The organism is Dyella sp. SG562 (assembly GCF_011759495.1).
Classification (GTDB): domain Bacteria; phylum Pseudomonadota; class Gammaproteobacteria; order Xanthomonadales; family Rhodanobacteraceae; genus Dyella_D; species Dyella_D marensis.
Genome location: NZ_JAAOYS010000015.1, coordinates 43,270 through 69,931, shown reverse-complemented (window position 1 = coordinate 69,931; position 26,662 = coordinate 43,270). Strand labels below are relative to the sequence as shown.

Annotated in this window: 28 protein-coding genes; 10 read left to right on the top strand and 18 right to left on the bottom strand. The window is 68.9% G+C overall.

From position 1 onward, the window contains the following. The first annotated feature begins 153 nt into the window (after nt 1-153). A complete protein-coding gene (gene cysS / locus FHW84_RS21115) occupies nt 154-1,536 on the top strand; it encodes a cysteine--tRNA ligase (protein WP_167258100.1) in 1,383 nt (460 codons plus the stop codon). Nucleotides 1,537-1,609: 73 nt separating this feature from the next. After that, complete coding sequence (locus tag FHW84_RS21110) at nt 1,610-2,035, top strand: SufE family protein (RefSeq protein WP_167258098.1); 426 nt, start codon at nt 1,610-1,612, stop codon at nt 2,033-2,035. A gap of 93 nt (nt 2,036-2,128) precedes the next feature. Here the strand turns inward: FHW84_RS21110 and dksA are convergent, their stop codons facing one another. Then, nucleotides 2,129-3,271 (bottom strand): RNA polymerase-binding protein DksA, encoded by a 1,143-nt coding sequence (gene dksA / locus FHW84_RS21105; protein WP_167258096.1) that lies wholly within the window; start codon nt 3,269-3,271, stop codon nt 2,129-2,131. Between the two features lie 110 nt (nt 3,272-3,381). Here dksA and yidD point away from each other — a divergent pair, with 110 nt between their 5' ends. The 3 genes from yidD to FHW84_RS21090 are packed head-to-tail and all read left to right on the top strand — an operon-like array spanning nt 3,382 to nt 5,802. Continuing rightward, nucleotides 3,382-3,666, top strand: a complete 285-nt coding sequence (gene yidD / locus FHW84_RS21100; protein WP_167258164.1) for a membrane protein insertion efficiency factor YidD — start codon at nt 3,382-3,384, stop codon at nt 3,664-3,666. After that, nucleotides 3,656-4,993 (top strand): dihydroorotase, encoded by a 1,338-nt coding sequence (locus tag FHW84_RS21095; protein WP_167258094.1) that lies wholly within the window; start codon nt 3,656-3,658, stop codon nt 4,991-4,993. Before yidD ends, FHW84_RS21095 begins: the two co-directional genes overlap by 11 nt. Nucleotides 4,994-5,010: 17 nt before the next feature. After that, nucleotides 5,011-5,802 carry a M23 family metallopeptidase gene (locus FHW84_RS21090; RefSeq protein ID WP_243868228.1) on the top strand — a complete coding sequence of 264 codons (792 nt, stop codon included), beginning with the start codon at nt 5,011-5,013 and terminating at the stop codon, nt 5,800-5,802. A 48-nt stretch (nt 5,803-5,850) separates the two neighbouring features. Here the strand turns inward: FHW84_RS21090 and folE2 are convergent, their stop codons facing one another. From folE2 to efp, 7 genes are all read right to left on the bottom strand, one after another. Further along, nucleotides 5,851-6,804 (bottom strand): GTP cyclohydrolase FolE2, encoded by a 954-nt coding sequence (folE2, locus tag FHW84_RS21085; RefSeq protein WP_167258090.1) that lies wholly within the window; start codon nt 6,802-6,804, stop codon nt 5,851-5,853. Between the two features lie 110 nt (nt 6,805-6,914). Then, nucleotides 6,915-7,766 (bottom strand): squalene/phytoene synthase family protein, encoded by an 852-nt coding sequence (locus FHW84_RS21080; RefSeq protein WP_167258088.1) that lies wholly within the window; start codon nt 7,764-7,766, stop codon nt 6,915-6,917. Next, on the bottom strand, nt 7,763-8,443 hold the full coding sequence (gph, locus tag FHW84_RS21075; protein ID WP_167258086.1) for a phosphoglycolate phosphatase: 681 nt from the start codon (nt 8,441-8,443) through the stop codon (nt 7,763-7,765). The genes FHW84_RS21080 and gph overlap by 4 nt, the downstream gene beginning before the upstream one ends. Nucleotides 8,444-8,456: 13 nt before the next feature. Continuing rightward, nucleotides 8,457-9,164 (bottom strand): bifunctional 2-polyprenyl-6-hydroxyphenol methylase/3-demethylubiquinol 3-O-methyltransferase UbiG, encoded by a 708-nt coding sequence (gene ubiG / locus FHW84_RS21070; protein WP_167258084.1) that lies wholly within the window; start codon nt 9,162-9,164, stop codon nt 8,457-8,459. Nucleotides 9,165-9,205: 41 nt separating this feature from the next. Next, on the bottom strand, nt 9,206-9,460 hold the full coding sequence (locus FHW84_RS21065; RefSeq protein WP_167258082.1) for a YciI family protein: 255 nt from the start codon (nt 9,458-9,460) through the stop codon (nt 9,206-9,208). A 4-nt stretch (nt 9,461-9,464) separates the two neighbouring features. Further along, the gene (locus tag FHW84_RS21060; RefSeq protein ID WP_167258080.1) at nt 9,465-10,805 is read right to left on the bottom strand and encodes a TRZ/ATZ family hydrolase; all 1,341 of its coding nucleotides are present in this window, start codon (nt 10,803-10,805) and stop codon (nt 9,465-9,467) included. A 93-nt stretch (nt 10,806-10,898) separates the two neighbouring features. Then, the gene (efp, locus tag FHW84_RS21055) at nt 10,899-11,468 is read right to left on the bottom strand and encodes an elongation factor P (protein WP_167258078.1); all 570 of its coding nucleotides are present in this window, start codon (nt 11,466-11,468) and stop codon (nt 10,899-10,901) included. An 84-nt stretch (nt 11,469-11,552) separates the two neighbouring features. On the opposite strand from efp, the gene epmB reads away from it, so the two are divergent. Beyond that, nucleotides 11,553-12,563, top strand: coding sequence for an EF-P beta-lysylation protein EpmB (gene epmB, locus FHW84_RS21050; RefSeq protein ID WP_167258076.1), 1,011 nt, complete (start codon nt 11,553-11,555; stop codon nt 12,561-12,563). Between the two features lie 141 nt (nt 12,564-12,704). Continuing rightward, nucleotides 12,705-14,756 carry a bifunctional diguanylate cyclase/phosphodiesterase gene (locus tag FHW84_RS21045; protein ID WP_167258162.1) on the top strand — a complete coding sequence of 684 codons (2,052 nt, stop codon included), beginning with the start codon at nt 12,705-12,707 and terminating at the stop codon, nt 14,754-14,756. 125 nt (nt 14,757-14,881) lie between these two features. On the opposite strand, the gene rplS is transcribed toward FHW84_RS21045, so the two are convergent. The 5 genes from rplS to ffh form a co-directional block, all read right to left on the bottom strand. Beyond that, nucleotides 14,882-15,259, bottom strand: a complete 378-nt coding sequence (gene rplS, locus FHW84_RS21040) for a 50S ribosomal protein L19 (RefSeq protein WP_167258074.1) — start codon at nt 15,257-15,259, stop codon at nt 14,882-14,884. Nucleotides 15,260-15,290: 31 nt separating this feature from the next. Further along, the gene (trmD, locus tag FHW84_RS21035; protein WP_167258072.1) at nt 15,291-16,070 is read right to left on the bottom strand and encodes a tRNA (guanosine(37)-N1)-methyltransferase TrmD; all 780 of its coding nucleotides are present in this window, start codon (nt 16,068-16,070) and stop codon (nt 15,291-15,293) included. A 33-nt stretch (nt 16,071-16,103) separates the two neighbouring features. After that, entirely contained in the window at nt 16,104-16,619 is a 516-nt protein-coding gene (rimM, locus tag FHW84_RS21030) for a ribosome maturation factor RimM (RefSeq protein WP_167258070.1), read from the bottom strand. Between the two features lie 2 nt (nt 16,620-16,621). Further along, nucleotides 16,622-16,876 carry a 30S ribosomal protein S16 gene (gene rpsP / locus FHW84_RS21025; protein WP_026635253.1) on the bottom strand — a complete coding sequence of 85 codons (255 nt, stop codon included), beginning with the start codon at nt 16,874-16,876 and terminating at the stop codon, nt 16,622-16,624. A 186-nt stretch (nt 16,877-17,062) separates the two neighbouring features. Next, on the bottom strand, nt 17,063-18,442 hold the full coding sequence (gene ffh, locus FHW84_RS21020) for a signal recognition particle protein (protein WP_167258068.1): 1,380 nt from the start codon (nt 18,440-18,442) through the stop codon (nt 17,063-17,065). Between the two features lie 94 nt (nt 18,443-18,536). Between ffh and ccsA the strand changes: the two genes are divergently transcribed. Both ccsA and FHW84_RS21010 read left to right on the top strand, forming a co-directional pair. Then, nucleotides 18,537-19,334: a cytochrome c biogenesis protein CcsA gene (gene ccsA, locus FHW84_RS21015; protein WP_167258066.1), complete on the top strand. Its 798-nt coding sequence runs from the start codon at nt 18,537-18,539 to the stop codon at nt 19,332-19,334. A 136-nt stretch (nt 19,335-19,470) separates the two neighbouring features. Then, nucleotides 19,471-20,079: a glutathione S-transferase gene (locus FHW84_RS21010; RefSeq protein WP_167258060.1), complete on the top strand. Its 609-nt coding sequence runs from the start codon at nt 19,471-19,473 to the stop codon at nt 20,077-20,079. A gap of 61 nt (nt 20,080-20,140) precedes the next feature. On the opposite strand, the gene FHW84_RS21005 is transcribed toward FHW84_RS21010, so the two are convergent. From FHW84_RS21005 to gstA, 5 genes are all read right to left on the bottom strand, one after another. Then, a complete protein-coding gene (locus FHW84_RS21005; RefSeq protein ID WP_167258059.1) occupies nt 20,141-21,829 on the bottom strand; it encodes an enoyl-CoA hydratase-related protein in 1,689 nt (562 codons plus the stop codon). Between the two features lie 177 nt (nt 21,830-22,006). Continuing rightward, nucleotides 22,007-23,386, bottom strand: a complete 1,380-nt coding sequence (gene radA, locus FHW84_RS21000) for a DNA repair protein RadA (protein WP_167258057.1) — start codon at nt 23,384-23,386, stop codon at nt 22,007-22,009. A 76-nt stretch (nt 23,387-23,462) separates the two neighbouring features. Next, a complete protein-coding gene (gene alr, locus FHW84_RS20995) occupies nt 23,463-24,551 on the bottom strand; it encodes an alanine racemase (RefSeq protein WP_167258055.1) in 1,089 nt (362 codons plus the stop codon). Between the two features lie 205 nt (nt 24,552-24,756). Beyond that, nucleotides 24,757-25,080, bottom strand: a complete 324-nt coding sequence (locus tag FHW84_RS20990; protein ID WP_167258053.1) for an SMR family transporter — start codon at nt 25,078-25,080, stop codon at nt 24,757-24,759. Further along, on the bottom strand, nt 25,077-25,691 hold the full coding sequence (gene gstA, locus FHW84_RS20985) for a glutathione transferase GstA (RefSeq protein WP_167258052.1): 615 nt from the start codon (nt 25,689-25,691) through the stop codon (nt 25,077-25,079). Before gstA ends, FHW84_RS20990 begins: the two co-directional genes overlap by 4 nt. An 82-nt stretch (nt 25,692-25,773) precedes the next feature. Between gstA and FHW84_RS20980 the strand changes: the two genes are divergently transcribed. Next, nucleotides 25,774-26,652, top strand: a complete 879-nt coding sequence (locus FHW84_RS20980) for a LysR family transcriptional regulator (protein WP_167258050.1) — start codon at nt 25,774-25,776, stop codon at nt 26,650-26,652. Nucleotides 26,653-26,662 lie beyond the last annotated feature (10 nt).

Sequence of the window (26,662 nt, the reverse complement as noted above, 5' to 3'; positions counted from 1 at the left end):
GACTATCACGGCGCTCCGTTGCGCTTATGTGAATTGCAGCAAAACATCTCTGAATCGCGGCTTAGAATAAACAGCTGCCAGCGGACCCGCTTACAGCTTGTTAAGATGCCCGGCTGGCCCGCGCGCCGCGCGGCCCTCACCGGACCGGAACCGATGCCGATCACGCTCTACAACAGCCTCACCCGCCGCCCCGAGCCGTTCGCCCCGCGCGATCCGCAGCGAGTGACCATGTATGTGTGCGGCCCCACGGTCTACAACTACGTGCATATCGGCAATGCGCGCGGCCCGGTGGTGTTCGACGTGCTGGCCAACCTGCTGCGGCGGCATTACCCGCGGCTGGTCTACGCCCGCAACATCACCGACGTGGACGACAAGATCAACGCCGCCGCCAAGGAAGCCGGCTGCCCGATCGGCGATATCACCGGGCGCTACACCGAGGCCTACCGCGAGGACATGGCCGCGCTGGGCGTCGCCCCGCCGGACATCGAGCCCAAGGCCACCGCGCATATCGAGCAGATCATCGCCATGATCGAAAGCCTGATCGCCGGCGGCCACGCCTACGCGGCCGAGGGCCACGTGCTGTTCGAGGTGGGCACCTATCCTGCCTATGGCGAGCTGTCGGGCCGCGATACCGAGGAACTGATCGCCGGCGCCCGCGTCGAGGTCGCTCCGTATAAGAAGAACCCCGGCGATTTCGTCCTGTGGAAACCCTCCACCCCGGACCTGCCCGGCTGGGACAGCCCCTGGGGCGTCGGACGCCCGGGCTGGCATATCGAATGCTCGGCCATGTGCGAGGCGCACCTGGGCGACACCATCGACATCCACGCCGGCGGCGTCGACCTGCAGTTCCCGCACCACGAGAACGAGATCGCCCAGTCCACCTGCGCGCATGGCGGCAAGGTGTTCGCGCGCTGGTGGCTGCACAACGGCATGCTCACCTTCGACGGCCGCAAGATGTCCAAGTCGCTGGGCAACGTGCTGAAGGTGCACGAGCTGGTGCAGCAGCATCCGCCGGAGGCGCTGCGCCTGGTACTGCTGCGCGGCCACTACCGCCAGCCGCTGGACTGGTCCGACGACGCCGTCGCCCAGTCGGTGAGCACGCTCGACGGCTGGTACCGCGTGCTGCGCGACCTGGCCGACGTGGCCCTGCCCGAAGGCGCGCTGCCGATACCGGCGGCGGTCGAAGCGGCGCTGTGCGACGACCTCAACACCCCGCAGGCGCTGGCCGAGCTGTCGCAGCTGGCCGACGCCGCGCGCCAGGCCGATGCGGCCGGGCGCCAGGCCGCCAAGGCCGCCCTGCTCGGCGGCGGCGCCCTGCTCGGCCTGCTGCAGCAGGATCCGGAAACCTGGTTCAAGCACGGCGGCTCCACCGACGTGGATGCGGCCCAGGTCGAATCCCTGCTGGAAGCACGCCGTGCCGCACGCGCGGCACGCGACTTCAAGCGTGCCGACGCGATCCGCGAGGAGCTGACCGCCATGGGCGTGGTGATCGAAGACGGCGCGCAAGGCACGCGCTGGAGCGTCGCCAAAGGCTGATGCATGCGCGAACAGGCGGCCGCACGGTCGCCTGTTCGCCGTGGTTTCGTCCGAAACGCGCGATAATGCGCCGATGAACACCACCGTATCGAGCGCCGCGCAGGCGCAGCAGGACATCGTCGACGAGTTCGCCTTCTTCGGCGACTGGACCGAGCGCTATCAGTACCTGATCGACCTGGGCAAGCAGCTGCCGCCCTTCCCCGAGGACCTGAAGACCGAGGCCTATCGCGTGCACGGCTGCCAGTCGATGGTGTGGCTGGTGCCCGAGGGCGACGCCGCGCGCATGCATTTCCAGGCGGCCAGCGACTCGGCCATCGTGTCCGGCCTGATCGCCCTGGTGCTGCGCGTGTATTCGGACCGCTCCGCACGGGAAATCGTCGACACCGAGCCGCGCTTCATCGACGCCATCGGCCTGGCCAAGCATCTCTCGCCCACCCGCTCCAACGGCCTGGCCGCGATGCTGGCCAAGCTGAAGTCCTACGCCGCCGCGGCGCTCTGAGCAGCGTGTTCCCTTAGACGTGTTCCCTTAGAGCGGACACGCAAAAAGCCCCGCCGGAGGCGGGGCTTGGCGATCCGTCATGACAGACGGATCTTAGTCGCCCATCTGCTTCTGCAGATGCTCGCGACGCTCCTGCGCATCCAGCGAGAGCGTGGCGATGGGGCGCGCTTCGAGGCGCTCCACGCCGATCTCTTCGTCGGTTTCTTCGCAGTAGCCGTAGCGGCCTTCCTCGATCCGGCGCAGGGCCTTGTCGATCTTGGAAATGAGCTTGCGGTAGCGGTCGCGGGTGCGCAGCTCCAGCGAGTTCTCCGTTTCGCGGGTGGCGCGCTCGGCTTCGTCGCCGACGTCGCGCACCTCGTCGCGGAGGTTCTCCATGGTCTGGCGCGACTCTTCCACCAGCTGCTCGCGCCATTCGCGGAGCTTGTTGCGGAAGTAGGCGAGCTGCCGCGGGTTCATGTACTCCTCGTCGTCCAGGGGCTTGTAGCCCTTGGGCAGGTCGATGGAGGTCGTGGAAGGCAGGGCGTAGCGCCCGTCTTCCTTGGTGATGCCATTGTCGAGTACGGCTGTGGAACTATTCATCGAGGACTGCGGGGTCTTCTGCTTTTTGGAGGGGGTATGGCGCGCGGTAGCGGTGGCTACTTTGGGGGGCGCCACGGCGATGGCGCTCGCCACCTTGCCCGGAGGGGGCGCGGCGACGGGCTTCGGTGTTTCCTTGGCGGCGGCCGGAGCCGGCGCGGCGACTTTCTTTTCCACCACGGCCGGCTTCGCAGCTGGCTTGGGCGCCACCGGCGCCTTGGCGGGTGCGGGCTTCACGACGGCCTGCTTGGCGGCGGCCTGCTTGGCGGCGGGCTGCTTGGCGACGGGCTTAGGCGGCGGCGCCTTCTTGGCGGCGACCGGCTTGGCGGGCGGCGCGGCCTTCTTGGGCGCCGGCTTGGCGGCTTGCTTCACGGGAGCGGATTTCACAGGGGCCTTTTTCGCGGCCGGCTTGGGAGCCGGTTTCTTGGCCGGGGCCGGCTTCTTGGCGGCCACGGTCTTTACGGGTGCCTTCTTGGCCGCGGGCTGCTTGGCCGGCGCCGCCTTCTTGGCGGGCGCGACCTTGGCGGCGGGTTTCTTGGCCGTCGTCTTGACCGCCTTGGCGGCGACTTTCGACTTGCTGGGCTTGACCTCTTTGGCCTTGGCCGCAGGCTTTCCCTTCTGCGTCTTGGCAGCTGTCGAACTACGCGTCGTTTTCGCCATTTCCCTTCACCATTTTGGCCTTGGCGGCCGGGTGTTATAGCCCATGTGACCTACCCCGGCAACCATGCATCTGGAATACTTCACGCCCGCTCTGCCAACTTCACCGCGCGCTGTTTCGGCAGCGTAAAACCGTCGTGACACGACTCTTACTTCTACTGCTGAGCCTGTACAAGCGCCTGTTGAGCCCCCTGCTCGGTCCGCGCTGCCGGTTCCATCCGAGCTGCTCGGATTATGCACGGATCGCCGTGGCGCGCTTCGGCCCCCTGCGCGGCAGCCTGCTGGCCGGCTGGCGCCTGTTGCGCTGCCAGCCGCTGTGCGACGGTGGCATGGATCCGGTGCCCGAGCAATTCACTTTCCGCCGTTGCCGCAACCACGAGGAACCTCATGTCCACTGACTGGCTGATCAAGAACGCCGAACTGGTCAACGAAGGCCGCCGCTTCCATGCCGACCTGCGCGTGAAGCACGGCCGCATCGAAACCATCGCCGGCGACCTCGACGCACGCCCCGGCGAGCAGGTGGTCGAGGCCGCCGGCCTGTGGCTGCTGCCCGGCATGATCGACGACCAGGTGCACTTCCGCGAGCCCGGCCTCACCCACAAGGCCGACATCGCCCACGAATCGGCCGCCTGCGCCGCCGGCGGCATCACCAGCTACATGGAGATGCCCAACACCAAGCCGCCCGCGCTGGACCGCGACACGCTGGAAGCCAAGTACGCGCGCGCCGCCGAAGTCTCCGCGGTGAACTACGCGTTCTACATGGGCGCCAGCAACGACAACCTCGAGGCGATCCGCTCGCTCGACCCGCTGGCCGCCCCGGGCGTCAAGGTGTTCATGGGCGCCTCCACCGGCAACATGCTGGTGGACAACCCCGAGGTGCTCGACGGCATCTTCCGCGAGGCGCCCACGCCGATCATCACGCACTGCGAAGACACCCCGATGATCGATGCGCTGCACGCCAAGGCGCGCGAGAAGTACGGCGACGACATTCCGGCCTGGGAACACCCGCTGATCCGCTCGCGCGAGGCCTGCATCAAGTCCACCCGCCTGGCCATCTCGCTGGCGCAGAAGCACGGCAGCCGCCTGCACGTGCTGCATATCTCCACCGCCGACGAACTCGCGCTGTTCCAGCCCGGCCCGCTCAAGGGCAAGCGGATCACCGCGGAAACCTGCGTGCACTTTTTGCACTTCGACGACCGCGACTACGAGCGCCTGGGTTTCCTGATCAAGTGCAACCCGGCGATCAAGACCGCCGCCGACCGCGAGGCGATCACCCGCGCCCTGGCCGAGGGCCGCCTCGACGTGCTCGCCACCGACCACGCCCCGCACCTGCTGGAAGAAAAGGCGCAGCTGTACGACAAGGCGCCGTCCGGCCTGCCGCTGGTGCAGTTCGCGCTGCAGGCGGCGCTGCAGCGGGTGTTCGAGGGCAAGCTGTCGCTGGAGCGCGTGGCCGAGGCGGTGACGCATGCGCCGGCCACGCTGTTCGACGTGAAGGAGCGCGGCTACCTGCGCGAAGGCTATGCGGCCGACCTGGTGCTGGTCGACCCCAACAAGCCGCATACGGTGCGCCGCGAGGAAGTGCTGTCCAAGTGCGGCTGGTCGCCGTTCGAGGGCTACACCTTCAACAGCTCGATCGCTGCCACCTTCGTCAACGGCCAGCGCGTGTGGGACGGCCGCAGCGTCGATCCCTCGGTGCGCGGCCAGCGCCTGGCTTTCGCCCGATGAGGCGATGGTGCCTGGCCATGCTCGCGCTGATGTGCGCGAGCGCGGCCCAGGCGGCGGGCGGTGCACTGCCCGCCAGCGTTTCGCAGGGCGGGCTGATCGTCGGCAAGTTGCCCGGACTGGCCCACGCCAGCGTCGGCGGCAAGCCGGTGCGCGTCGGTGCGGACGGCATCCTGGTGTTCGGCGCCGGGCGCGATGACAAGGGCCCGTTGCTGGTCAACCTGGCCTATCGCGACGGCCGCCGCGAAACCGTGCGCATCGCGGTGACGCCGCGCGGCTGGCCGACGGAACGCGTGAACGGCGTGCCGCCGAAGACGGTCAACCCGCCGCCGGACCTGGCCGCGCGCATCCGGCGCGAGCAGGCCGAGGTGGCCGCCGCGCGCAACCGCGACGACGACCGCGAGGATTTCCTCGCCGGCTTCGCCTGGCCGGTGCACGGCCGCATCAGCGGCCGCTTCGGCAGCCAGCGCATCTACAACGGCGATCCGAAGGCGCCGCATCCGGGCATGGACATCGCGGTGCCGCAGGGCACGCCGGTGCAGGCGCCGGCGGACGGCATCGTCACCTTCGCCAGGCCCGGCCTGTATCTCACCGGCGGCACCGTGCTGCTGGACCACGGCTACGGGCTCAGCTCGAGCTTCCTGCACCTGTCGCGGCTGGACGTGAAGGCGGGACAGCGCGTGCACCGGGGCGAGGTGCTCGGTGCGGCCGGCATGACCGGGCGCGCGACCGGCCCGCATGTGCACTGGGGCGTCAACTGGTTCGGCGTGCGGCTGGATCCGCTGCTGTTGCCGGGTATCGCCAAGCCATGAAAAAAGGCGCCGACCGGCGCCTTTTTTCATCCTTCTCCGAACACTGGCTCAGCCGCGCGGCGCGCTGCCGAAACCACCGGCCACACCCTTGCTCGCATAGGCCACGGCGTCGTGCGGATGCAGGCTTTCCTGGTGCTCCACGCGGATGTGGAAATCGCTCAAGGCCGCGTCGGCGTCCAGCGCCTTCTGGATGCGGCGCGCCGCGTCCTCGCAGAACATCAGGTTGCCGCCGTTGGCCAGTGCGAAGGCCTGTTCGTCCTCGCGCTTCACCGCGGTCTGCACCGGCGTGCCCAGCGCCTGCTCGGCGCGGTCGATCAGCCGGATCAGGTCGAAACTGCCGCCATCGGCGATGCGCACGCGCAGCCGCGCCACGCTGCGCTGCGCATGCGGCGTGGCGACGATGCCGTGCTCCGAACCGAGCCAGGCCAGCACGGCGGCATGGTCGAGCGGTGCGGTGGCTTCGAAGTCCCTGGCGAACTGGTCCTGGATCAGCTGCCGCGACAGCGCGGCCGAGGCCGGGCAGGTGGACGAATAGACCACCTCGGTGCCGTACTCCAGCAGGAACTCCTCGCCCACCATGCTCGCTTCGATGCACACCGGATACGCGCGCCAGCCGCTGTTGCCGCTGCGCAGTGCCGGGCGGCGCACCAGTTGCTCGAAGCGGATGCTGAGGCAGGCGCGGTCGGATAGATCCTTGTGCGATTCCAGGAAGGCCCGCAGCAGTTCGCGCAGCGACTGCGCCGTCACCGCCTGCGTGCTCAGCGCATGCTCCACCAGCAGATACAGCCGCGACATATGGATGCCGCGCTGGTCCGGCCGATGCAGGTTGACGAAGGCGCCGACCCGCGCGCTGGCGCGCTGCGGCTCGCCGTCGCCGGCGTCGAAGCGCACCGGCACCTCGATGCCGTCCATGCCGACCCAGTCCAGCGCGCCGGCCAGGTGCGGCTGCGCGTGATGGGCGACGTCGGGAAGCAGGCGTGCGGTTTGTTCGTGGGTGTACATGGGAAACCCTTCAGACGGGCATCGTAGCCGCGTGCCCTGACCTGCCTATCTTGGGACAGTGCACGCCCGCGGCAATAGCGCGGGCTCGGAAATGCCGCGCCGGCCGGCGCTCAGCCGGCCGCACGCTGCCATTGGCGCGCCGCGCGCCAGGCCTGCCAGGCCGTGCCGAAGCCGCTGCGCGACAGGCCGCTGCGCAGCACGGCCAGCGGGTCGGTGGCCTTGGCGGCGCGGCGGGCCAGCACGCGGCCGGTATCCGATTCCAGCGCGCGGAATACGCTCAGCGGTCCCGGCAGGCGCCCGGCATCGCGCCAGGCGGTGGCGAGGTCGCCGAGCTGGGCGCGGATCGCCTGCTCGCGCGCGGGGTTGTCCTTGCGCAGGTCGCCGCGGCTGAGGCCGAAGCGCGCCATGCGCGCCATCGGCAGCGACAGGCGGTCGCGGTCGGCGTCTTCCTCCACCCGCAGCAGGGCGAACAGCAGGTGCGACAGCGTGGCGACCCGCGCGGCCTGTTCGGCGGACGCGGATTCGCCATACCACCAGGCCGTCTCCAGCGCGGCCAGCGCGCCATGCAATTGGCCGCTGGCGGCCAGCTGCGCATCGAAGTCGGCGGCGGTGCCCTCTTCCAGCTGCGCCATGCCGGCCAGCACCGGCGCCAGCCAGCGCTCGGCCGGCATGCGGCGCGCGCGTTCGTCGTCGAACAGCACCTGGGTCAGCGGATGGCGGCCGCCGCTGGCGGCGGCACCGGCGAGTTCCTCGGCCCACCAGTTGAGCTTGACCGCGGCCACCTGCGGCTCGCGGATGCCGTAGGCGGCGGACAGCAGTTCCTGTTCCAGCGCGGCCAGCGCGATATGCCCGGGGTAGCGCGCGCCATCCACGAAGGCCAGCGCGATGCGCTGGCGCGGCTGTACCGCCAGCCACTTGTCGACGTAGCTCTGCAGCGGGCCGCTGGATTCGGCAGCGGTCATGCCGCGACGGCGCCGCGCTGGAGCAGCACGGTGAGCTCGGACGGCGCGTCCAGCACCAGGTCGGCGTTCCAGGCGTGCGGATCGCCGCCGTCCAGATAACCCCAGGCCGCGGCCACGGTGCAGCAACCGGCGGCAGCGCCGGCCAGCACGTCGCGGCGGTCGTCGCCGACGAACAGGCAGCGCGCCGGGTCCAGCCCCGCGCGCTCGCAGGCCAGCAGCACCGGCGCGGGGTCCGGCTTCTTCACCGGCAAGGTGTCCCCCGACACCACCGCGCAGGCACGCCCGGCCCAGCCGATCTGCCGCACGATCTCGTCGGTGAGGAAGCCGGGCTTGTTGGTGACGATGCCCCAGCGCAGGCCCTGCGCCTCGATCAGGGCGAGCAGGGCTTCCACACCGTCGAAAGCGCGCGTCTGGCGCGACATGACGTCCTGGTAGAGCTCCAGGTAGCGCGGCACCAGCGCCAGCACGCCGGCCTGGTCGAGCGCGGGAAAGCCGACGCCGATCAGCGCGCGCGAACCGCGCGACACCACTTCGCGCACCGGCTCGTAGGCCGGCACCGGAGCGCCCTGCTCCGCGCACAGCGCCACCAGGGCGTCGTACAGGTCGGGGGCGCTGTCGAGCAGGGTGCCGTCGAGGTCGAACAGCACGCCTTGAAGGTCTTGCGGGAGTGGTTTCATCAGGAGCGGGGCTTTAGGCAGGTTTGCGCGCGCACAGCACGTAGTTGACCGAAGTGATGCGGCCCAGCCAGGCCTTGCGGTTCACCGGGTTGTAGCCGAGGCCGGTGACGTCCTCCAGTTCCAGCCCGGTGTGGCGCAGCAGGCGGCCGAGCTCGGACGGCTTGAGGAACTTGCCGTAGTGGTGCGTGCCGCGCGGCAGCATGCGCAGCAGGTATTCGGCGCCCAGGATGGCCGCACCGAACGCGGCCGGCGTGCGGTTGATGGTGGACATGAAGACCAGGCCGCCGGGGCGCACCAGGTTCGCCAGGTCGGCCACCAGCGCGGCCGGATCCGGCACGTGCTCGATCAGCTCCATGCAGCACACCGCATCGAACGAAGCCGGTTCCGTGGCCGCCAGCGCGGCCGAGGACTGCACGCGGTAATCCACGTTCAAGTTGGATTCGTGCAGATGCAGCCTGGCCACCTCGATGACCTTCTCGCCCAGGTCGATGCCGGTGACCTCGGCGCCGGAGCGCGCCAGCGCCTCGCTGAGCAGGCCGCCGCCGCAGCCCACGTCGGCGACGCGGGCGCCGCGCAGGTCCATGCGGGCCGCCACGTAGCCCAGGCGCACCGGGTTGAGGTCGTGCAAGGGACGCGATTCGCCGTCGGGATCCCACCAGCGGGCGGCCAGCTTGCCGAAGCGGGCGATTTCGTCGGGGCTGACGTTAGGCGAGGCTTGCATGGGGGTACCTCTGGGGGTGTTGCTTGCGGGGAGGCCGTAGCTTAACGCGCGTGCCACTCGTGAACGGTGAAATCCCACCCGCCGCTGACATAGGCCGGATCGGCATGGACCATCGCCATGGCCTGGGCCAGGTCGTCGCCGAACAGCAGGTAGGCGCCGCCGCTGCCGTCGGCGAAGCCGCCGGTCAGTTCCAGCCGGCCGCCGCCGCGCAGGCCTTCCAGGTAGTCGCGGTGCGGCTGCACCACGGCCGGGTCGAACCGCGCGTTGCGCATCACCAGCACCAGATAACGCTGCATGGATTCAAACCCCCGCGTCGATGGCGGCGATGCGGTCGCGCCAGGCATGGGTGCGGGCGCGGATGCCGTCCACGTCCATGTCCACCAGCACGCGCCCGGCCAGCTTGCGGCGGCCGGCGATCCACACGTCGGTGACCTGGTGGCGGCCGGTGGCGTAGACCAGCTGCGAGGCCACGTGGAACAGCGGCTGGGTTTCCAGGTCCGACAGCCGCACCGCGGTAAGATCCGCCTGCTTGCCGGCCTCGATCGAACCGATCCGGTCTTCCAGTCCCATGGCCCTGGCGCCGTTGAGCGTGGCCGCGCGCAGCGCGTAGGCCGCATCGAAGGCGGCGGCGTCGTTCGACACCGCCTTGGCCAGCATGGCGGCGGTGCGCATCTCGCCGAACATGTCCAGGTCGTTGTTGGAGGCGCAGCCGTCGGTGCCGATCGCCACGTTGACGCCGGCCCGGCGCAACTGCTCGGCCGGGCAGAAGCCGGAGGCGAGCTTGAGGTTGGACTCCGGGCAATGCACCACCGACACGCCGGCCTCGGCGCAGGCGGCAATCTCGCCCTCGGTCAGCTGGGTCATGTGCACGGCGATCAGGCGGTCGTTGACCAGCCCCAGCTGCTGCAGGCGCTGGAACGGACGCAGGCCGGACTTCTGCTTCTCTTCCTCCACCTCGTGCGCGGTCTCGTGCGTATGCAGGTGCACCGGGATGTCGAGCTGGTCGGCCAGCACGCGGATGCGCTCGAAGCTCTGGTCCGACACGGTATACGGCGCATGCGGCGCGAACGCGGTGCCGATCAGCGCGTCGCCGCGGAAGCTGTCGTGCACTTCGGCCGCGCGCTCGAAGTATTCGTCCTGGGATTTGGCCCAGGCGGTGGGGAACTCGATCACCGGCAGGCCGACCGTGGCGCGGAAGCCCAGGCGCCGGTAGGTGGCGCCGATCACGTCGGGGAAGAAATAGTTTTCGTTGGCGCAGGTGGTGCCGCCGCGCAGCATCTCGGCCACCGCCAGCTCCACGCCGTCGCGCACGAACTCCGGCCCGATCACCTGGCCTTCCACCGGCCAGATGTGCTGCTGCAGCCACACCATCAGCGGCAGGTCGTCGGCCAGGCCGCGCAGCAGGGTCATGGGGTTGTGCGTATGCGTGTTGACCAGGCCGGGGATCAGCGCGTGCTCGCCCAGCTCGACGCGTTCGCGCGGCGCGTAGGCGGCGCGCGCGTCGGCGATCGGCAGCACGGCGACGATGGCGCCCTGGTTTACCGCGACGGCGTGGTTTTCCAGCACCACGGCGTGCGGCTCGACGGGGACGACCCAGCGCGCTTCGATAACCAGATCAATCACAGTGCTGCCGGGGTTCATGCGCTACCTCGCCGATTCGGTTCCAGAAAACATCTATAAAAAAACGGCACGGCGTCCGTGAGGCTGCCGTGCCGTTCGATGTCGCCGCCGCGATTATTTACCGACGCGGCTGACGTATTCGCCCGTGCGGGTATCGACCTTGATCACTTCGTCGGTGGTGACGAACAGGGGCACGCGCACCACGGCGCCGGTTTCCAGCGTGGCCGGCTTGCCGCCGCCGCCGGAGGTGTCGCCGCGCAGGCCGGGGTCGGTCTCGGTGATCTTCAGCTCGACGAAGTTCGGCGGCTGCACCACGATGATCTCGCCGTTGAACAGGGTGACCACGCACTCTTCCTCGCCCTTCAGCCACTTCGCCGCGTCGCCCACGCCGACCTTGCCGGCCTGGTGCTGCTCGAAGGTTTCCTGCTGCATGAAGTGCCAGTACTCGCCGTCGGAGTACAGGTACTGCATGTCGGTGTCGACCACGTCGGCGACTTCGAAGCTGTCGCTGGACTTCATGGTCTGCTCGGTGGTGCGGCCGTTCTTCAGGTTGCGGATGAAGATGCGGGTGAAGGCCTGGCCCTTGCCGGGCTTGATGAAGTCCGCGTCGGTGATGACCCACGGGTCGTTGTTGTGAAGGATCTTCATACCCTTCTTGACGTCGTTGAGACCGACGGTGGCCATGCGCTTGTGCTCCAGAGGTGACACCGCCCGGGGGCGGCTACAATAGGGGATCGTCCGGGCCCTGGGCCCGATCCAAGGCCCGACATGATAACCGCAAGCCCCGCCGCCCGCCTATTGCCGACCGCCCCCGACTGGCGCGAGCTGTGGCGCGCGTCGATCACCGATGCCGGCGAACTGCTGCGCAGCGTGGGCCTGGAACACCTGGCCGGGCGCCTGCCGCCCGCCGACGCCGGCTTCGCCCTGCGCGTGCCGCGCGGCTTCGCGGCGCGCATGCGGCCCGGCGACGCCAGCGACCCGCTGCTGCTGCAGGTGCTGCCCCAGCTGGCCGAACTGGAGCAGGCCCCGGGCTATCTGATCGACCCGGTCGGCGACCTCGCCGCGCGCGAGGCGCAGGGCCTGCTGCACAAATACGAAGGCCGCGCCCTGCTGATCGCCAGCGGCAGCTGCGCGGTGAACTGCCGCTACTGCTTCCGCCGCCATTTCCCCTACGGCGAGGAGATGGCCGCGGCCGGGCAGTGGCGCAAGGCGCTGGAGCATCTGCGCCAGGACGCCTCCATCACGGAGCTGATCCTGTCCGGCGGCGACCCGCTGTCGCTGGCCACGCCCAAGCTGGAAGAACTCAGCCGCGGCCTGGCCGGCATCCCCCACGTGACCCGCCTGCGCATCCATACGCGCCTGCCGGTGGTGCTGCCCGAACGCATCGACGACGCCTTCCTGGCCTGGTTCGCCGCGCTGCCGCTGCAGAAAGTGGTGGTGCTGCACGCCAACCACGCCAACGAATTCGATGCCGCCGTGGATGCCGCCTGCCGCCGCCTGCGCGAGGCGGGCGCCACGGTGCTCAATCAATCGGTGCTGCTAAAGCAGATCAACGACGATGCCGATACGCTGGTGAAGCTCTCGGAGCGCCTGTTCGCCGCGGGGGTCCTGCCCTACTACCTGCACCAGCTGGACCGCGTGCAGGGTGCGGCGCACTTCGAGGTGGACGATGCGCGCGCGCTGGCGCTGGTCGAGGCGATGCGCCGCCGGCTGCCGGGGTACCTGGTGCCGAAGCTGGTGCGCGAGGTCGGCGGAGACGCTTCCAAGCGCCCTGTCTGAAACTGAGTGCGCCGCGTCACTCCTAGGACTTTTTCGCTGGCGGATGTCATACGAATCCGTTAAAACCAAGCGCTGCCGGCCGGCGCCTCGCCGGCCAGCCCCATCGACAGCTCGGGCGCCCATGGACCGTACAACGTGCCAATGAAGACAGACCTGGTCATCAAGATTCTTTTCATCGAGAAATCGGTCGAAGACGCGGAACAGATCGTCAGCCTGCTGCGCAACAACGGCATCGCCGTGCGCCCTGCGCGCGCCACCAATGCGGAACAGATCCAGGCCGCGCTGGAGGAACTGGGCCCCGACGTGGTGCTCTACGACCCCTCCGTCGGCACGGTCGCCCTGGCCGATCTGCTCCACCAGCTCGACGCCAATGGCCGCGATCTCTCGGTGATCGCGGTGGTGCCGCAGGTGGACAACACCATCGTCTCGGACTTCTTCGTCAACGGCGTGCGCGCCATCGCACTGCGCCCGCAGCCCAAGCAGCTGCTGGCGGTGGTGCAGCGCGAGTTCGAATCGCTCAACACGCGCCGCCAGCTGCGCCGCCTGGAGACCGCGCTGCGCGAATCCGAGCGCCGCTGCGATGCCTTGCTGGATTCCTCCACCGACGCCATCGCCTACGTGCACGAAGGCATGCACGTACGCGCCAACCAGGCCTACCTGGACACCTTCGGCTATGCCGAATTCGACGACCTGCTCGGCCTGCCCGTGCTGGACATGATCGGCTCCACCCATGCCGAGGACTTCAAGGCCACGCTGAAGAGCCTGTCGCGCGGCGAGAAGCCCTCGTCGCCGATGGAGCTGCAGGCGCGCCGCGCCGACGCCAGCAGCTTCAAGGCCATGGTCGAATTCGCGCACGCCACCTTCGAGGGCGAGCCCTGCGTGCAGATCGTGTTCCGCCGCCAGCAGGTGGACCCGTCGGTGCTGGAGCAGTTGCAGCGCGACCCGGTCACCGGCCTGTTCAACCGCGCGCGCATGCTCGAATGCATCGACCAGGCGGTAGCCGCCGCCACCGAAGGCACCAAGGGCCAGTCGCTGCTGCTGATCGAGCCGGACAACTGGCAGGCGATCGTCTCCGGCATCGGCCTGGGCAAGGCGGACGAGCTGCTGGCGGCCTTCGCCGCGCGCGTCAATGCCCTGCTCGGCCTGGAAGACACCGCCGGCCTGCTGGCCGAGCACACCGTCGGCGTGATCCTGCATTCGCGCAACGACGACGGCATCAAGGAATGGATCGCCAGCCTGCAGCAGGCGGTGGCCAGCGAGATCTTCGACGTCGGCTCGCGCTCGCTCACTGTCACCACCAGCATCGGCGGCAGCCTGCTGGGCGAGAAGAACGCCAATACCGAGCTGCTGCTGGAACAGGCCGGGCAGTCGCTGCGCAATGCGCAGAGCCTGGGCGGCAGCCGCTACGACCTGCACGACCCGGCGGCGCGCGAGAAGGCCGACGCCGAGCGCGAACGCTACTGGCTGGGCCAGCTGAAGCAGGCGCTGAGCCAGGACGAGTTTGTGCTGTACCACCAGCACATCATCAGCCTGCAGGACGCCGAGGGCGAGTTCTCTGAGATCCTGCTGCGCCTCAACGGCCCGCAGGGCGAAGTGCTGCCCGGCTTCTTCATGCCGATCGCGGAGAAGTACAACCTCACCCCGGCGATCGACCGCTGGGTGCTGAACCAGGCCATCCAGGCGCTGACCTCGCGCGAGCGGCTGGCCTCGCCGACCACCTTCTTCGTCAAGCTCACGTCCGGCTCGCTGCAGGACGAGCAACTGATTCCGTGGCTGTCGCAGCGCCTGAAGCAGGCCAATCTGAAGCACGGCAAGATCGTGCTGGAGATGACCGAGAGCAAGGTGGTCACTTCGATGCGGCCGGCCCAGGTGTTCGTGCGGGCATGGAAGCAGCTCGGCGGCCAGTTCGCGCTGGAGCAGTTCGGCTCGGGCCTCAACTCGTTCCAGCTGCTCAACCATATCGACGCGGACTACGTGAAGATCGACCGCAGCTACATGTCCAACCTGCCGCAGCAGCCGGACAGCCAGAAAAAAGTGGCCGAGCTGTGCCGCCAGGCGCGCGAGATCAAGCGCCTGACCATCGCCGAATGGGTGGAGGATGCGGCCAGCACCTCGCTGCTGTTCGCCTGCGGCGTGGACTTCGTGCAGGGCAACTTCCTGCAGGAGCCGCAGCGGCTGGCGATCACGCCCTGAGCTGAACCTGGCGGGTCCGCCGCATGCGGGCCCGGCCTCTCGGGCAGGCACAAAACCCGGGCATGAAAAAACCCGCGGATGCCAGGCATCCGCGGGTTTCTTTTGAACGGTAGACCGAAGCCCGATTACTCGGCGCTGGCCTTCGCCTTGGCGGCGGCGGCGACGTCTTCCTTGATGCGGGCAGCCTTGCCTTCCAGGCCGCGCAGGTAATACAGCTTCGCGCCGCGGACCTTGCCCTTGCGCTTCACCTGCACCGACTCGATGGCGGCGCTGTGCGACTGGAACACGCGCTCCACGCCGGTGCCGTGCGAGATCTTGCGCACGGTGAAGGCGGAGTTGAGGCCGCGGCTGCGCTTGGCGATGACCACGCCTTCGAAGGCCTGCACGCGCTCGCGGTTGCCTTCCTTCACCTTGACGTTGACGACCACGGTGTCACCAGGGCCGAACTCCGGCAGCTGGCGGGTGATCTGCTCGGCTTCGAACTGTTCGATGATCTTGTTCATGGCAACACCTATCTGATTTCAATGGCTGCGGTTACTGCTTGGCCGCATCGTTAGCTTGCCGCGTGAGCTCTGCTTGAGCGTGTTCGCGACGGAATTCTTCCAACAACGCACGGGATTCTTTATCCAGCGCGCGTTGCACCAAGAGGTCCGGACGCCGCAGCCAGGTCCGTCCCAGGGCCTGCTTCAGGCGCCAGCGGCGGATCGCCGCGTGGTCGCCGGACAGCAATACCTCCGGCACGTCACCCAGTGCGTGGCGCACCGGCTTCGCGTAGTGCGGGCAATCCAGCAATCCGTCCGAGAACGAATCCTGCTGCGCCGACTGCGCGTCGTTGAGCGCCCCTTCCTGCAGGCGGCCGACCGCGTCGATGATCACCGCCGCGCCCAGCTCGCCGCCTGACAGCACATAATCGCCGATAGAAAGCTCTTCGTCGACCTCGTGCGCCAGCAGACGCTCGTCCACACCTTCGTAACGTCCGCAGAGCAGTGCGATGCGCGGCAGCTTCGCCAGCGCCTCCACCCTGCCTTGCGTCAGCCGCGCACCTTGCGGGCTGAGATAAATCACGTGCACCGGTTCCGGTGCGGCCTCGCGCATGGCCTGGAGGGCCGCGCGCAGAGGATCGATCAGCATCACCATCCCGGGTCCGCCGCCACAGGTGCGGCCGTCCACGGTGCGGTAATTATCGGTGGCGTAGTCGCGCGGGTTCCAGGTTTCCACCTGGAGCAGCTCGCGCTGCTGGGCGCGCCCGACGACACCGACGGCAGCGCACTGGCGCACGAAGTCGGGAAACAGCGTGACGACGTCGAAGCGCATGACCCTCAAACTCCAGCTGCGGCGCAACCGCCGTCAGAATTCAGGATCCCAGTCCACCACCATGCGTCCGCCGGACAGGTCCACCGAACGCACGTAAGAACCCTGGACGAAGGGAATCAGCCGCTCGCGCTCGCCGTCCCTCACCACCACGACGTCGTTGGCCCCGGTGGCGAACAGGTGAGTCACCCGTCCCAGGACCACGTTTTCCGTGGTGACGACCTCGAGGCCCTCGAGATCGACCCAGTAATACTCGTCCTTGCCGGGAGGTGGCAGCTGCTCGCGGGGGACGTGGATGTCCTGCCCGATGAGTGCTGCCGCCGCGTCGCGGTCGTCGATGCCGGGAAAATAGGCGACTAAGCCCTTGCCCTGCGGACGACCTTTGACCCCGTGCAGTTCCTTTACCTCACCCGGCGCCGTGATGAGCAGCCAGGGCTGGTAGCGGAAAATCTGGGTGCGGGGCTCGGTCCAGGATTCGATCTTGAGCCAGCCCTGCACTCCGTACAGCCCGACGATGCGTCCCACCAGGACGCGCCGGCCGGCTGCGGTCACGCTCAGGCAGCCTGCTGCTTGCCGGCTTCCTTCACCAGGGAGGCGACCTTGTCGCTCAGCTGGGCGCCCTTGGACACCCACTCCTGGATGCGCACGACGTTCAGCTCAAGGCGCTTGTCCTTGCCCGAGGCAACCGGGTTGTAGAAGCCCACGTTTTCGATGTTGCGGCCGTCGCGCGCGCTGCGCGAGTCCGTGACGATGACGTGGTAGAACGGACGGCCCTTGGCGCCGCCGCGCGAAAGACGAATCTTGACCATAAGTAAAAGCTCCAGAGATGCCGGCTGTACCGGCAGCACGCCCGAGCACGGGCGCGGTAAACGCGGCATTTTAGGGGGAAAGCCGGGAAAAGGGAATAGGGAACGGGGAATCGAAAAATCGCTGCTCGGACAGGGCGCTACGCCGCCCCTGTTCCCTGTTCACGATTCTCTGCTCCCGGCAAAGCTTCAGCGCATCGGCGGCAGGCCGCCCATGCCGCCCATGCCCTTCATGGCGCCGCGCATCTGGCGCAGCAGGCCCTTCGAGCCGCCCTTGGACAGCTTGGACATCATCTTTTCCATCTGCATGTACTGCTTGAGCAGGCGGTTGACGTCGGCCGGCTGGGTGCCCGAGCCGCGCGCCACGCGGGCGCGGCGTGAACCGTTCAGCAGGTCGGGATGGCGGCGCTCTTTCTTGGTCATCGAATTAATGATGGCGACCATGCGCTTGATCTCGCCGTCGTTGACCTTGGATTTCACGTTGTCCGGCAGGTTGGAGACGCCCGGCAGCTTGTCCATCAGGCCGGCCAGGCCGCCCATGTTGGACATCTGCTCAAGCTGGTCGCGCATGTCGTTGAGATCGAAGCGCTTGCCCTTGATGACCTTCTCGGCCAGCTTCTGGGCCTTTTCCTGGTCGACCTTGCGCTCGACTTCCTCCACCAGCGACAGCACGTCGCCCATGCCGAGGATGCGCTGGGCCACGCGGTCCGGATGGAACGGCTCCAGCGCGTCGGTCTTCTCGCCGGCGCCCAGGAACTTGATCGGGCGGCCGGTGACGTAGCGCACCGACAGCGCGGCACCGCCGCGGGCGTCGCCGTCGGTCTTGGTCAGCACCACGCCGGTGAGCGGCAGCGCCTCGGCGAAGGCCTTGGCGGTGTTGGCCGCGTCCTGGCCGGTCATGGAGTCGACCACGAACAGGGTTTCGACCGGGGTGATCGCGGCGTGCAGCGCCTTGATCTCGGCCATCATCGCCTCGTCCACGTGCAGGCGGCCGGCGGTGTCGACCAGCAGCACGTCGACCACCTCGCGGCGCGCGGCGACGATCGCATTTTTGGCGATGTCGACCGGGTTCTGGCCGGCCTCGGACGGGAAGAACTTCACGCCGACCTGCTCGGCCAGCGTGCGCAGCTGCTCGATGGCGGCCGGACGGTAGACGTCGCAGCTCACCACCATCACTTTCTTTTTCTTGCGCTCGGTGAGGAAGCGCGCCAGCTTGGCCACCGTGGTGGTCTTGCCCGCGCCCTGCAGGCCGGCCATCAGCACCACCGCCGGCGGCTGCTGCGCCAGGTTCAGTTCGGTGTTGGCGGTGCCCATCACCGCGGTCAGCTCGTCGCTGACCACCTTCACCAGGGCCTGGCCGGGGCTGAGGCTCTTGAGCACTTCCTGGCCGACCGCGCGCACCTTCACGCGCTCGATCAGCGCCTGCACCACCGGCAGCGCCACGTCGGCTTCCAGCAGGGCGATGCGCACTTCGCGCAGGGCCTCGCGGATGTTCTCCTCGGTCAGGCGGCCGCGGCCGCGCAGGCGGTTGACGGTGGCGGAGAGGCGTTGGCTGAGCGACTCGAACATGGCGGAGTACGGCAGAGGGAAAGTGGGCAAGTATAGCGGAGTGCGCCGGAGCCGCATTCACTCGTCCCAAGGGCATATGCGACACTCGCCGGTCATGGCTATCCCCCTTCTTTCCGTGCTCGCCGTCGTGCTCTACCTCGCCGCCGCCGGCGGGCTCGCCCGGCCGCTGCTGGGCGGCGGGCAGCCGCTGAACAAGTCGGCGCTGGGCCTGGGCGGCGCGGCCGTGCTGATCCATGCGGGCATCCTGCTGGGCGTGCACCGCGGCGCGCTGGACCTGCACTTCTTCGCGGCGCTGTCGCTGGTGGCCTGCGTGGTGTCGGCGCTCACCCTGATGGTCAACCTGACCCGCCCGGTGGCCGCGCTGGGCGTGATCGTGTTTCCGCTCAGCGCCCTGCTGCTGGCGGCGGACAGTTTCATGGCGCCGGCCACCGTGCCGCTGGCGATGGGCTGGCAGATCAAGCTGCACGTGACGGTGGCCCTGCTCGCCTTCAGCGTGCTGTCGATCGCCGCGGTGCTGGCGATCCTGCTGGCGGTGCAGGAACGCGCCCTGCGCCATCGCCACTTCGGCCCCTGGCTGCGCGCGCTGCCGCCGCTGACCCTGACCGAATCGCTGCTGTTCCGCCTGATCGGCGCCGGCTTCGTGCTGCTCACCTTCACCCTGCTGACCGGCGCGCTGTTCGTCGGCGACCTGTTCGGCCAGCACCTGATCCACAAGACCGTGCTGTCGATCATCGCCTGGCTGGTGTTCGGCGCCCTGTTGTTCGGACGCTGGCGCTACGGCTGGCGCGGGCGCCGCGCGGTCAATCTCACCCTGGTGGGCATGGGCGTGCTGCTGCTGGCCTTCTTCGGCACCAAGGCGGTGCTGGAACTGATCCTCCATCGCACGGCCTGAAGACGTGGCCGGTGCAGGTTGGGGTGAGCCAACGGCGAACCCCAACACCGCGCAGCCTGTGCATGGTGGCGACGTTGGGGTTCGCTGTGCTCACCCCAACCTACGCCGACGTTTTTCGCAATCCGGGAGATAGCAGATGAAGCTGATCGGCATGCTCGACTCACCCTTCGTCCGGCGCGCGGCGATCACGCTGCACCTGAAGGGCCTGCCGTTCGAGCACCAGTCGCTGTCGGTGTTCCGCAACTTCGACGAATTCCAGGCGATCAATCCGCTGGTGAAGGCGCCGACCCTGGTCGGCGACGAAGGCTGGCAGCTGGTGGATTCCTCGCTGATCATCGACTGGGCCGAAAGCACCGGCAGCGGCCCCAGCCTGATGCCCGGCGATCCCGGCGAACGCCTGCGCGCGCTGCGCCTCACCGGCCTGGCGCTGGTCGCCGCGGAGAAGAGCGTGCAGATCGTCTACGAAGGCAAGCGCAGCGAAGACCACCGCGACGCCGGCTGGCTGGCGCGCGTCGAAGGCCAGCTCAAGGCCGCCTACATGGGACTGGAACGCGAAGCCAGGGGCCGCGACGGCTGGCTGGTGAACAGCACGCTGACCCAGGCCGACATCACCATCGCCGTGGCCTGGCGCTTTACCCAGCTGATGCAGCCGGAACTGATCGCGGCGCAGGACTACCCTGCCCTGGCCGCGCATTCGGCGCGGGCCGAGCGGCTGCCGGCGTTTCTGGCGTTGCCGCCGGAGTGATGCGGCATACGGCGGGCGGCATTTCTTAGCTCGTCATCCCGGCCTGCGCCGGCATGACGAGTCAGGCGCGTTCGGCCGCGGCGTTTTCCATCGCCGGTTCCAGCCTGCGCACGAACGCGCGCCGCGCCAGGTGATAAGCCGGATCCGCGCCGAAGAAATTGCGCCGCATCTCCGCCAGCTCTTCTTCGGCGTAGCGCTCCAGCGGCTTGCGCTGTTCGTCCTCCGCGCGGCGCGCGGCCTTGCGGGCCAGTTCGTCGCGCCAATGCCGCGCCTCGTTGCCGGGCGCCAGGATCGCTTCCATCGCACCCGGCAATTCGCTGGCCGGCAGCACGCCGTCGACCAGCCCGATGCGCTTGGCGCGCGCCGTGCCCAGCGGCTGCAGCGATTCGGTAAGCAGGCGCGCGGCGGTTTCGCCGACGCGGCGCGGCAGCAGATAGGTCCAGTATTCCGAACCGTACAGGCCGCCCATGCCCTTGTAGTGCGGATTGAGCACGATGCCTTCGCGGGCGTAGACCAGGTCCGCGGCCAGCGCCAGGATCACCCCGCCCGCACCGGCATTGCCGCGCATAAGGGCCACCGTGCGCTTGTCGTGGGTGAGCACGATCTCGCGCACCAGCGCGTTCATCGCGAGGATATTGCGCCATGACGCCTCGGCCGGATCCCGCGCTGCCTCGATCGCATTGAGGTCGATGCCGTTCGACCAGAAATCCTCGCCGCCGCACAGCACCAGGGTGCGGGTAGGACGCGAGCGCGCATGCCGATATGCGGCGAGCAGCCGTTCCAGCAGCGCGGTGCCCATGGCGCCATTGAGCACGTCGAAATGCAGATAGCCGTTGTGGCCGCGTTCGCGGTAGCGGATCGGCTGCCAGGTGGAAGCGGAAGGCCGCGCCTCCGGCGCCAGCGGCCATTCCGGCACGCCGTCAAGGCGCTCGGCGAGCGCCAGCGTTGCAGGAAGTTTCACGTCGTAGCGCGGATCGTCCAGCGACAGGCCATGCCTGCGGCGCACATGGCTGATCCACAGCGCGCCATCGGCGCAGGCCACGCAAACGGCATCGTCGCGCCTGCCCAGCAACTGGCCCGGCGTGCCGCGCAGCTTCGCTTCGGGCTGGGCGCCGAACACGCGCAGCTTGACGCCAGCCATCGTCACCAGCAGGCCCGGCGCACTGTCCGCCGAACGGATATGCCGCAGCAGCCGTTCCGCCGGCGCATCCCAGCCGAGCTGGCGATCGGACTGCCGGCAAGGTGGACGTTCGTGGCCCCGCGTGTCGATGCGCTCGCCGAATGGCGGACGCTGGCCGCGCTGGTAGCGCTCCAGCGCCTCGCGGATCGCGGCCATCGCCGCGTCGGTGGTTTCGCGGCGGTAGATCGCGCTCTTGCTCGCCACGCGCAGAGGAAAGGAGCGATGCGCCCACACCGGGCCGCCATCCAGTTCGTCGCGCGCTTCCAGCACGGTGACGCCCCACTGCGGCGCATCTTCCAGCAAGGCCCAGTCCAGCGCGGAAGGGCCGCGGTCGCCGGGAATGCCGGGGTGCACGATCAGGCAGGTATGGCGCTGCCACACGCTGGCGGGGATCGCCGACTTCAGCATCGGCGCCAAAATCAGGTCGGGGCGGAAACGCTGCGCCGCGGCTTCCATCTGCGCGCCGCTGGCGACTTCGGCGATATCCAGGTGATGCCCCAGTTCTTCCAGTTCGACCTGCGCGCGCTGGGACAGTCCATTGTGCTTGGTGGACAGGAACAGGATCCGCATAGCCCCCTCTCCTTGAAGTGCGCTCCTCGCACTTGAGTGGGCGATGCTGCCAGCGCGCGATGGCGGCTTAAGTTGATGCAACGCACAGCTTCAAAAAAATCGAAAACGATGCAAGGCGCGCGAACTTTTTTCACGCGGTATCGACGCAGGCCATGATCGCCGCGCCGCCGCCGATGTTTACCGACAGGCGTCGATCGCCTGCGCGAGACGCTCCACGCCGATCACTTCCATCTCGCCCACCTTGCCCTTCTTCGGCGCATTCGCCTTCGGCACGATCGCGCGCTGGAAGCCGTGATGCGCGGCTTCCTTCAGGCGCTCCTCGCCATTGGGCACCGGACGGATCTCGCCCGACAGGCCCACTTCGCCGAAGGCGATCGTCTTCTCCGGCAAGGGCCGGTCGCGCAGGCTGGACAGCACCGCCAGCAGCACCGGCAGATCGGCCGCGGTTTCCTGCACGCGGATGCCGCCGACCACGTTGATGAACACGTCCTGGTCGTACGCCGCCACGCCGCCGTGGCGATGCAGCACCGCCAGCAGCATGGCCAGGCGGTTCTGCTCCAGGCCCAGCGCCACGCGGCGCGGATTGCCCAGCGAGGACTGATCCACCAGCGCCTGCACTTCCACCAGCAGCGGCCGCGTGCCTTCGCGCGTGACCATCACCGCGCTGCCCGAGGTGGGACCGGCATGCGCGGAGAGAAAGATCGCCGATGGATTGGGCACTTCGCGCAGGCCCTTCTCCGACATGGCGAACACGCCCAGCTCGTTCACCGCGCCGAAGCGGTTCTTGAACGCGCGCAGCACGCGAAAGCGGCTGCCGGATTCGCCTTCGAAGTACAGCACCGCGTCCACCATGTGCTCGAGCACGCGCGGGCCGGCGATGCCGCCTTCCTTGGTGACGTGGCCGACCAGGAAGACCGAGGTCCCGGTTTCCTTGGCGAAGCGGGTGAGCTTGGCCGCGGATTCGCGCACCTGGCTGACCGAGCCCGGCGCGGCGGTGAGCAGTTCCGTCCAGATGGTCTGGATCGAGTCGATCACCAGCACGCGCGGCCGCGTCGCCACGGCCTGTTCCAGGATGCGTTCGATGCAGGTCTCGGCCAGCGCATGCAATGGACCCAGCGGCAGGTCCAGCCGCTGCGCACGCGCCGCGACCTGGCCCAGTGATTCCTCGCCGGTGACGTAGACGCTGGCCAGCTGCTCGCCGAGCTTGCCGAGCATCTGCAATAGCAAGGTGGACTTGCCGATGCCGGGATCGCCGCCGATCAGCACCACCGAGCCATCCACCAGCCCGCCGCCGAGCACGCGATCGAGTTCGCCGATGCCGGTGAGCGAGCGCGTCTCGGCGGTCAGCGCCACCGAGGTGAGCGGCGTCACCTTCGGTGCGCCCGCCGCGGCGCCGGCATAGCCGGAGCTGCGCGCGGCGCCGGCCGACTTCACCGCCGGCTGCACCACGAATTCGCTCAGCGTGTTCCAGGCACCGCATTCGATGCACTGGCCCTGCCACTTGGAATGCTCCGCCCCGCAATCGGCGCAGACGTAGGCGGTCTTGGCCTTGGCCATGGATTCGAACTCTGCAAAAACGAAAGGCGAGCTTAGCCCGCCTTGATCGCAATCGGCGAGACGGCGGATGCCGGCGTCAGCTGTCGTCCTCGACGAACAGCACGCGTCGGGTCATGCCGCAGGTGAGGTCGTAGGAGATCGTGCCAGCTTGTGCGGCGATCTGCTCCACGGGCAGTTCCTCGCCCCACAGGGTGACGCGGTCGCCGACTTTCGCCTGCGGCGCTTCGCGCAGGTCCAAGGTGATCAGGTCCATCGACACGCGTCCGACCAGGGGCACGCGCCGGTCGCCCACCAGCACCGGCGTGCCGCTGGCGGCGCTGCGCGGATAGCCGTCGCCGTAGCCGACCGCGGCGACGCCGACCGGCATGTCTTCCGGGCAGGTCCAGGTGCCGTTGTAGCCGACGCGTTCGCCGCGGCGGATCCAGTTCACCGCGATCAGCCGCGTGGTCAGGGTCATGGCCGGGCGGAAGCCGAAGTCCGCGCCGCTCTTGCCCGGCACCACCGACAAGCCATACAGCAGGCCGCCGGTGCGCACCCAGTCGCCGCGCGCCTCCGGCCAGCCCAGCACGCCGGCGGAATTGGACAGCGCGCGCGGTCCGCTGAGGTCTTTCACCGCCTCGTTGAAGCGGCGGATCTGCGCACGCGTTTCGTCGCCTTCGAATTCCTCCGATTCGGAGAAATGCGTGAGCAGGCCGACCTCGGGATCGATGCCGGGCATCGCCGACAGCCGCGCGTGGATTTCGGCCACACGCTCCGGCGGAAAACCCAGGCGGTGCATGCCGGTGTCGACTTTCAGCCACACGCGCAGCGGACCGCGCGACGACGAGGCGCCGTCCAGCCAGGCGAGCTGGGATTCGTGATGGATCGCGGCATCCAGCTGCAGGCGCTGCATCTCGGCGATATCGCTGGCGCGGTCCGGGCCGGACAGCACCACGATGCGCTGCCGGTGCCCCGCCGCGCGCAGGCGCAGGCCGTCGCCCTGCGCCGCCACCGCGAAGGCGTCGGCGGCGCCGTCCAGCGCGCGCGCCACGCGTTCCAGGCCATGCCCATAGGCATCGGCCTTGACCACCGCCATGACCTTGGCCGGCGCGGCCATCGCCTTGATGCGGGCGAGATTGTGACGCAGAGCGCCGAGGTGGATGGTGGCGACGGTGGTACGGCTCATGATTCCTTGGCGCCGCGCGGAAGGCGGCGGCTGTATGGCGGCGGGCTTGATCGCGGAAAAGCTTAGCAGGCCGGGTCTGCGGGAGCCGGGGCTGGCCCGGGGAAATTCCGGGACAAGCGCGCGTAGGTTGGGGTGAGCCAAAGGCGAACCCCAACAGGCCTGGCCAGGTGGCCGCAACGTTGGGGTTCGCTGCGCTCACCCCAACCTACGCCGCGCGCAGCACCAGCACGCCGCCCACGATCAGCACGATCCCCGCGATCCGTCCCAACGTCAGCGCCTCGCCGAAGCACGCCGCGCCGAGCAGGGCCGTGCCGGCCGCGCCCAGCCCGGTCCAGACCGCATAGGCGCTGCTCACCGGCAGCACCGACAGCGCCCGCCCCAGCAGCCAGACGAAGGCCGCCAGCGCGGCCAGCGACAAGGCCGTCCAGCCCGGGCGCGTATAGCCCTGGGCGAACTTCATCGACAGCGCCCACAGCACGTCGAGCCCGCCGGCGGCCAGCAGCATCAGCCATGCGGTCGAGGTCTTCATCGCAGCCGCTCGGCCTGCAGCGCGGCCTGCACGGTGGGCCGGGCGGCCATGCGTTCCAGCCATGCCTGCAGATGCGCGAAAGCATCCAGCGGCACCTTGCACAGCTTCGCCCAGCTCACGATGGCGAACAGGTACGCATCGGCCACGGTGAAGGCCTGGCCGAGCAGGTAGTCGCGCCCGTCGAGTTGCCGCTCCACCAGCTCCAGCCGCTTGGCGATCTTGCCGCGCGCCACCTCGGCGGCCTGTTCGCCGTATTCCGGATGGAACAGCCAGGGGCTGAACATCTTGTGCAGCTCGGAGCTGATGTAGACCAGCCAGCGCATGGATTCGTAGCGCTGCAGCGGCGTCGCCGCCGGCAGCAGGCCGGCTTCGGGGTGCAGGTCGGCCAGGTATTGCAGGATCGCCACGCCTTCGGTCAGCAGGCTGCCGTCGTCCAGTTCCAGCAGCGGTACGTAGCCGTTGGGATTGAGCGTGCGGTAGTCGTCCTGCGTCGCGGCGATCACCGGCGGGGTGCCCAGGCGCAAGCGCACCAGTTCGGCCTCGAGGCCGAGTTCGCGCAGCACGATGTGCGGAGCGAGGGAACAGGTACCGGGGGTGAAGTAGAGTTTCATGCGAGCCTCCGTTGGGGAGGCGGCAGCATCCCGCCACGGGCACGCCGGCACCATCTGTCGCCGGCACAAGGAAAGCTTGCGCATGAAGTCAGGCGATTGGTCACTCGACGATCTGGCCCTGGTGCGCGCCATCGCGGCGCACGGCAGCCTGGCCGGCGCGGCGCGCGAACTGGGCGTGGATCACTCCAACGCGTTCCGCCGCCTCGGCGCGCTGGAAGCGCGCACCGGCGTCACGCTGTTCCGCCGCAGCCGCCGCGGCTACGAAGCCACCGATGCGGGCGAACTGGCCGCGGCCGCCGGCGAGCGCGTGCTGGCCGAAACCGCACTGCTGGCGCGCGAACTGCAGGGACACGACCAGCGCGTGCAGGGGCTGCTGCGCATCACCGCGCCGGACACCCTGGTGCGCCACGTGGTGGAACTGTGCAACGCGTTCGAGGCGCAGCACCCGTCGGTGCGCTTCGAGCTGGTGATCAACAACGCCTTCCTGACCTTGCAGAAGCGCGATGCGGATGTCGCGCTGCGACCGGCGCGCACGTCGCCCACCGGGCTTTCCGTGCGCAAGCTGGCGCCGATCGCCACCGCCGTGTACCAGGCCAAGGGCAGGCGCGGGACGGCGAACAAGGAGCGCTGGATCGGCCTGGGCGATGCGCTCGCCCATCTCGATGCCGCGCAGTGGCTGCATGCGCATGTCGACCCGTCGCAGATCGCCATCGTGGTCGACACCCTGCCCGCCGCGCTCGCCGCCTGCGAGGCCGGCATGGGGCGTGCGCTGCTGCCGTGCTTCCATGCCGAAGCGTCGTCCAAGCTGCGCCGCCTCGGCGCGCCGCTGGCGGAGGTGCAATCGCAGCTGTGGTTCGTCACGCATCCGGATCTGCGCCGCTCGACCCGCGTGCGGCTGTTCCGCGATTTCACCCAGGGCTGGGTGCAGCGGCACGCGGCGGATTTCTGGCCGGCTGCCTGAGCCGGCGCCG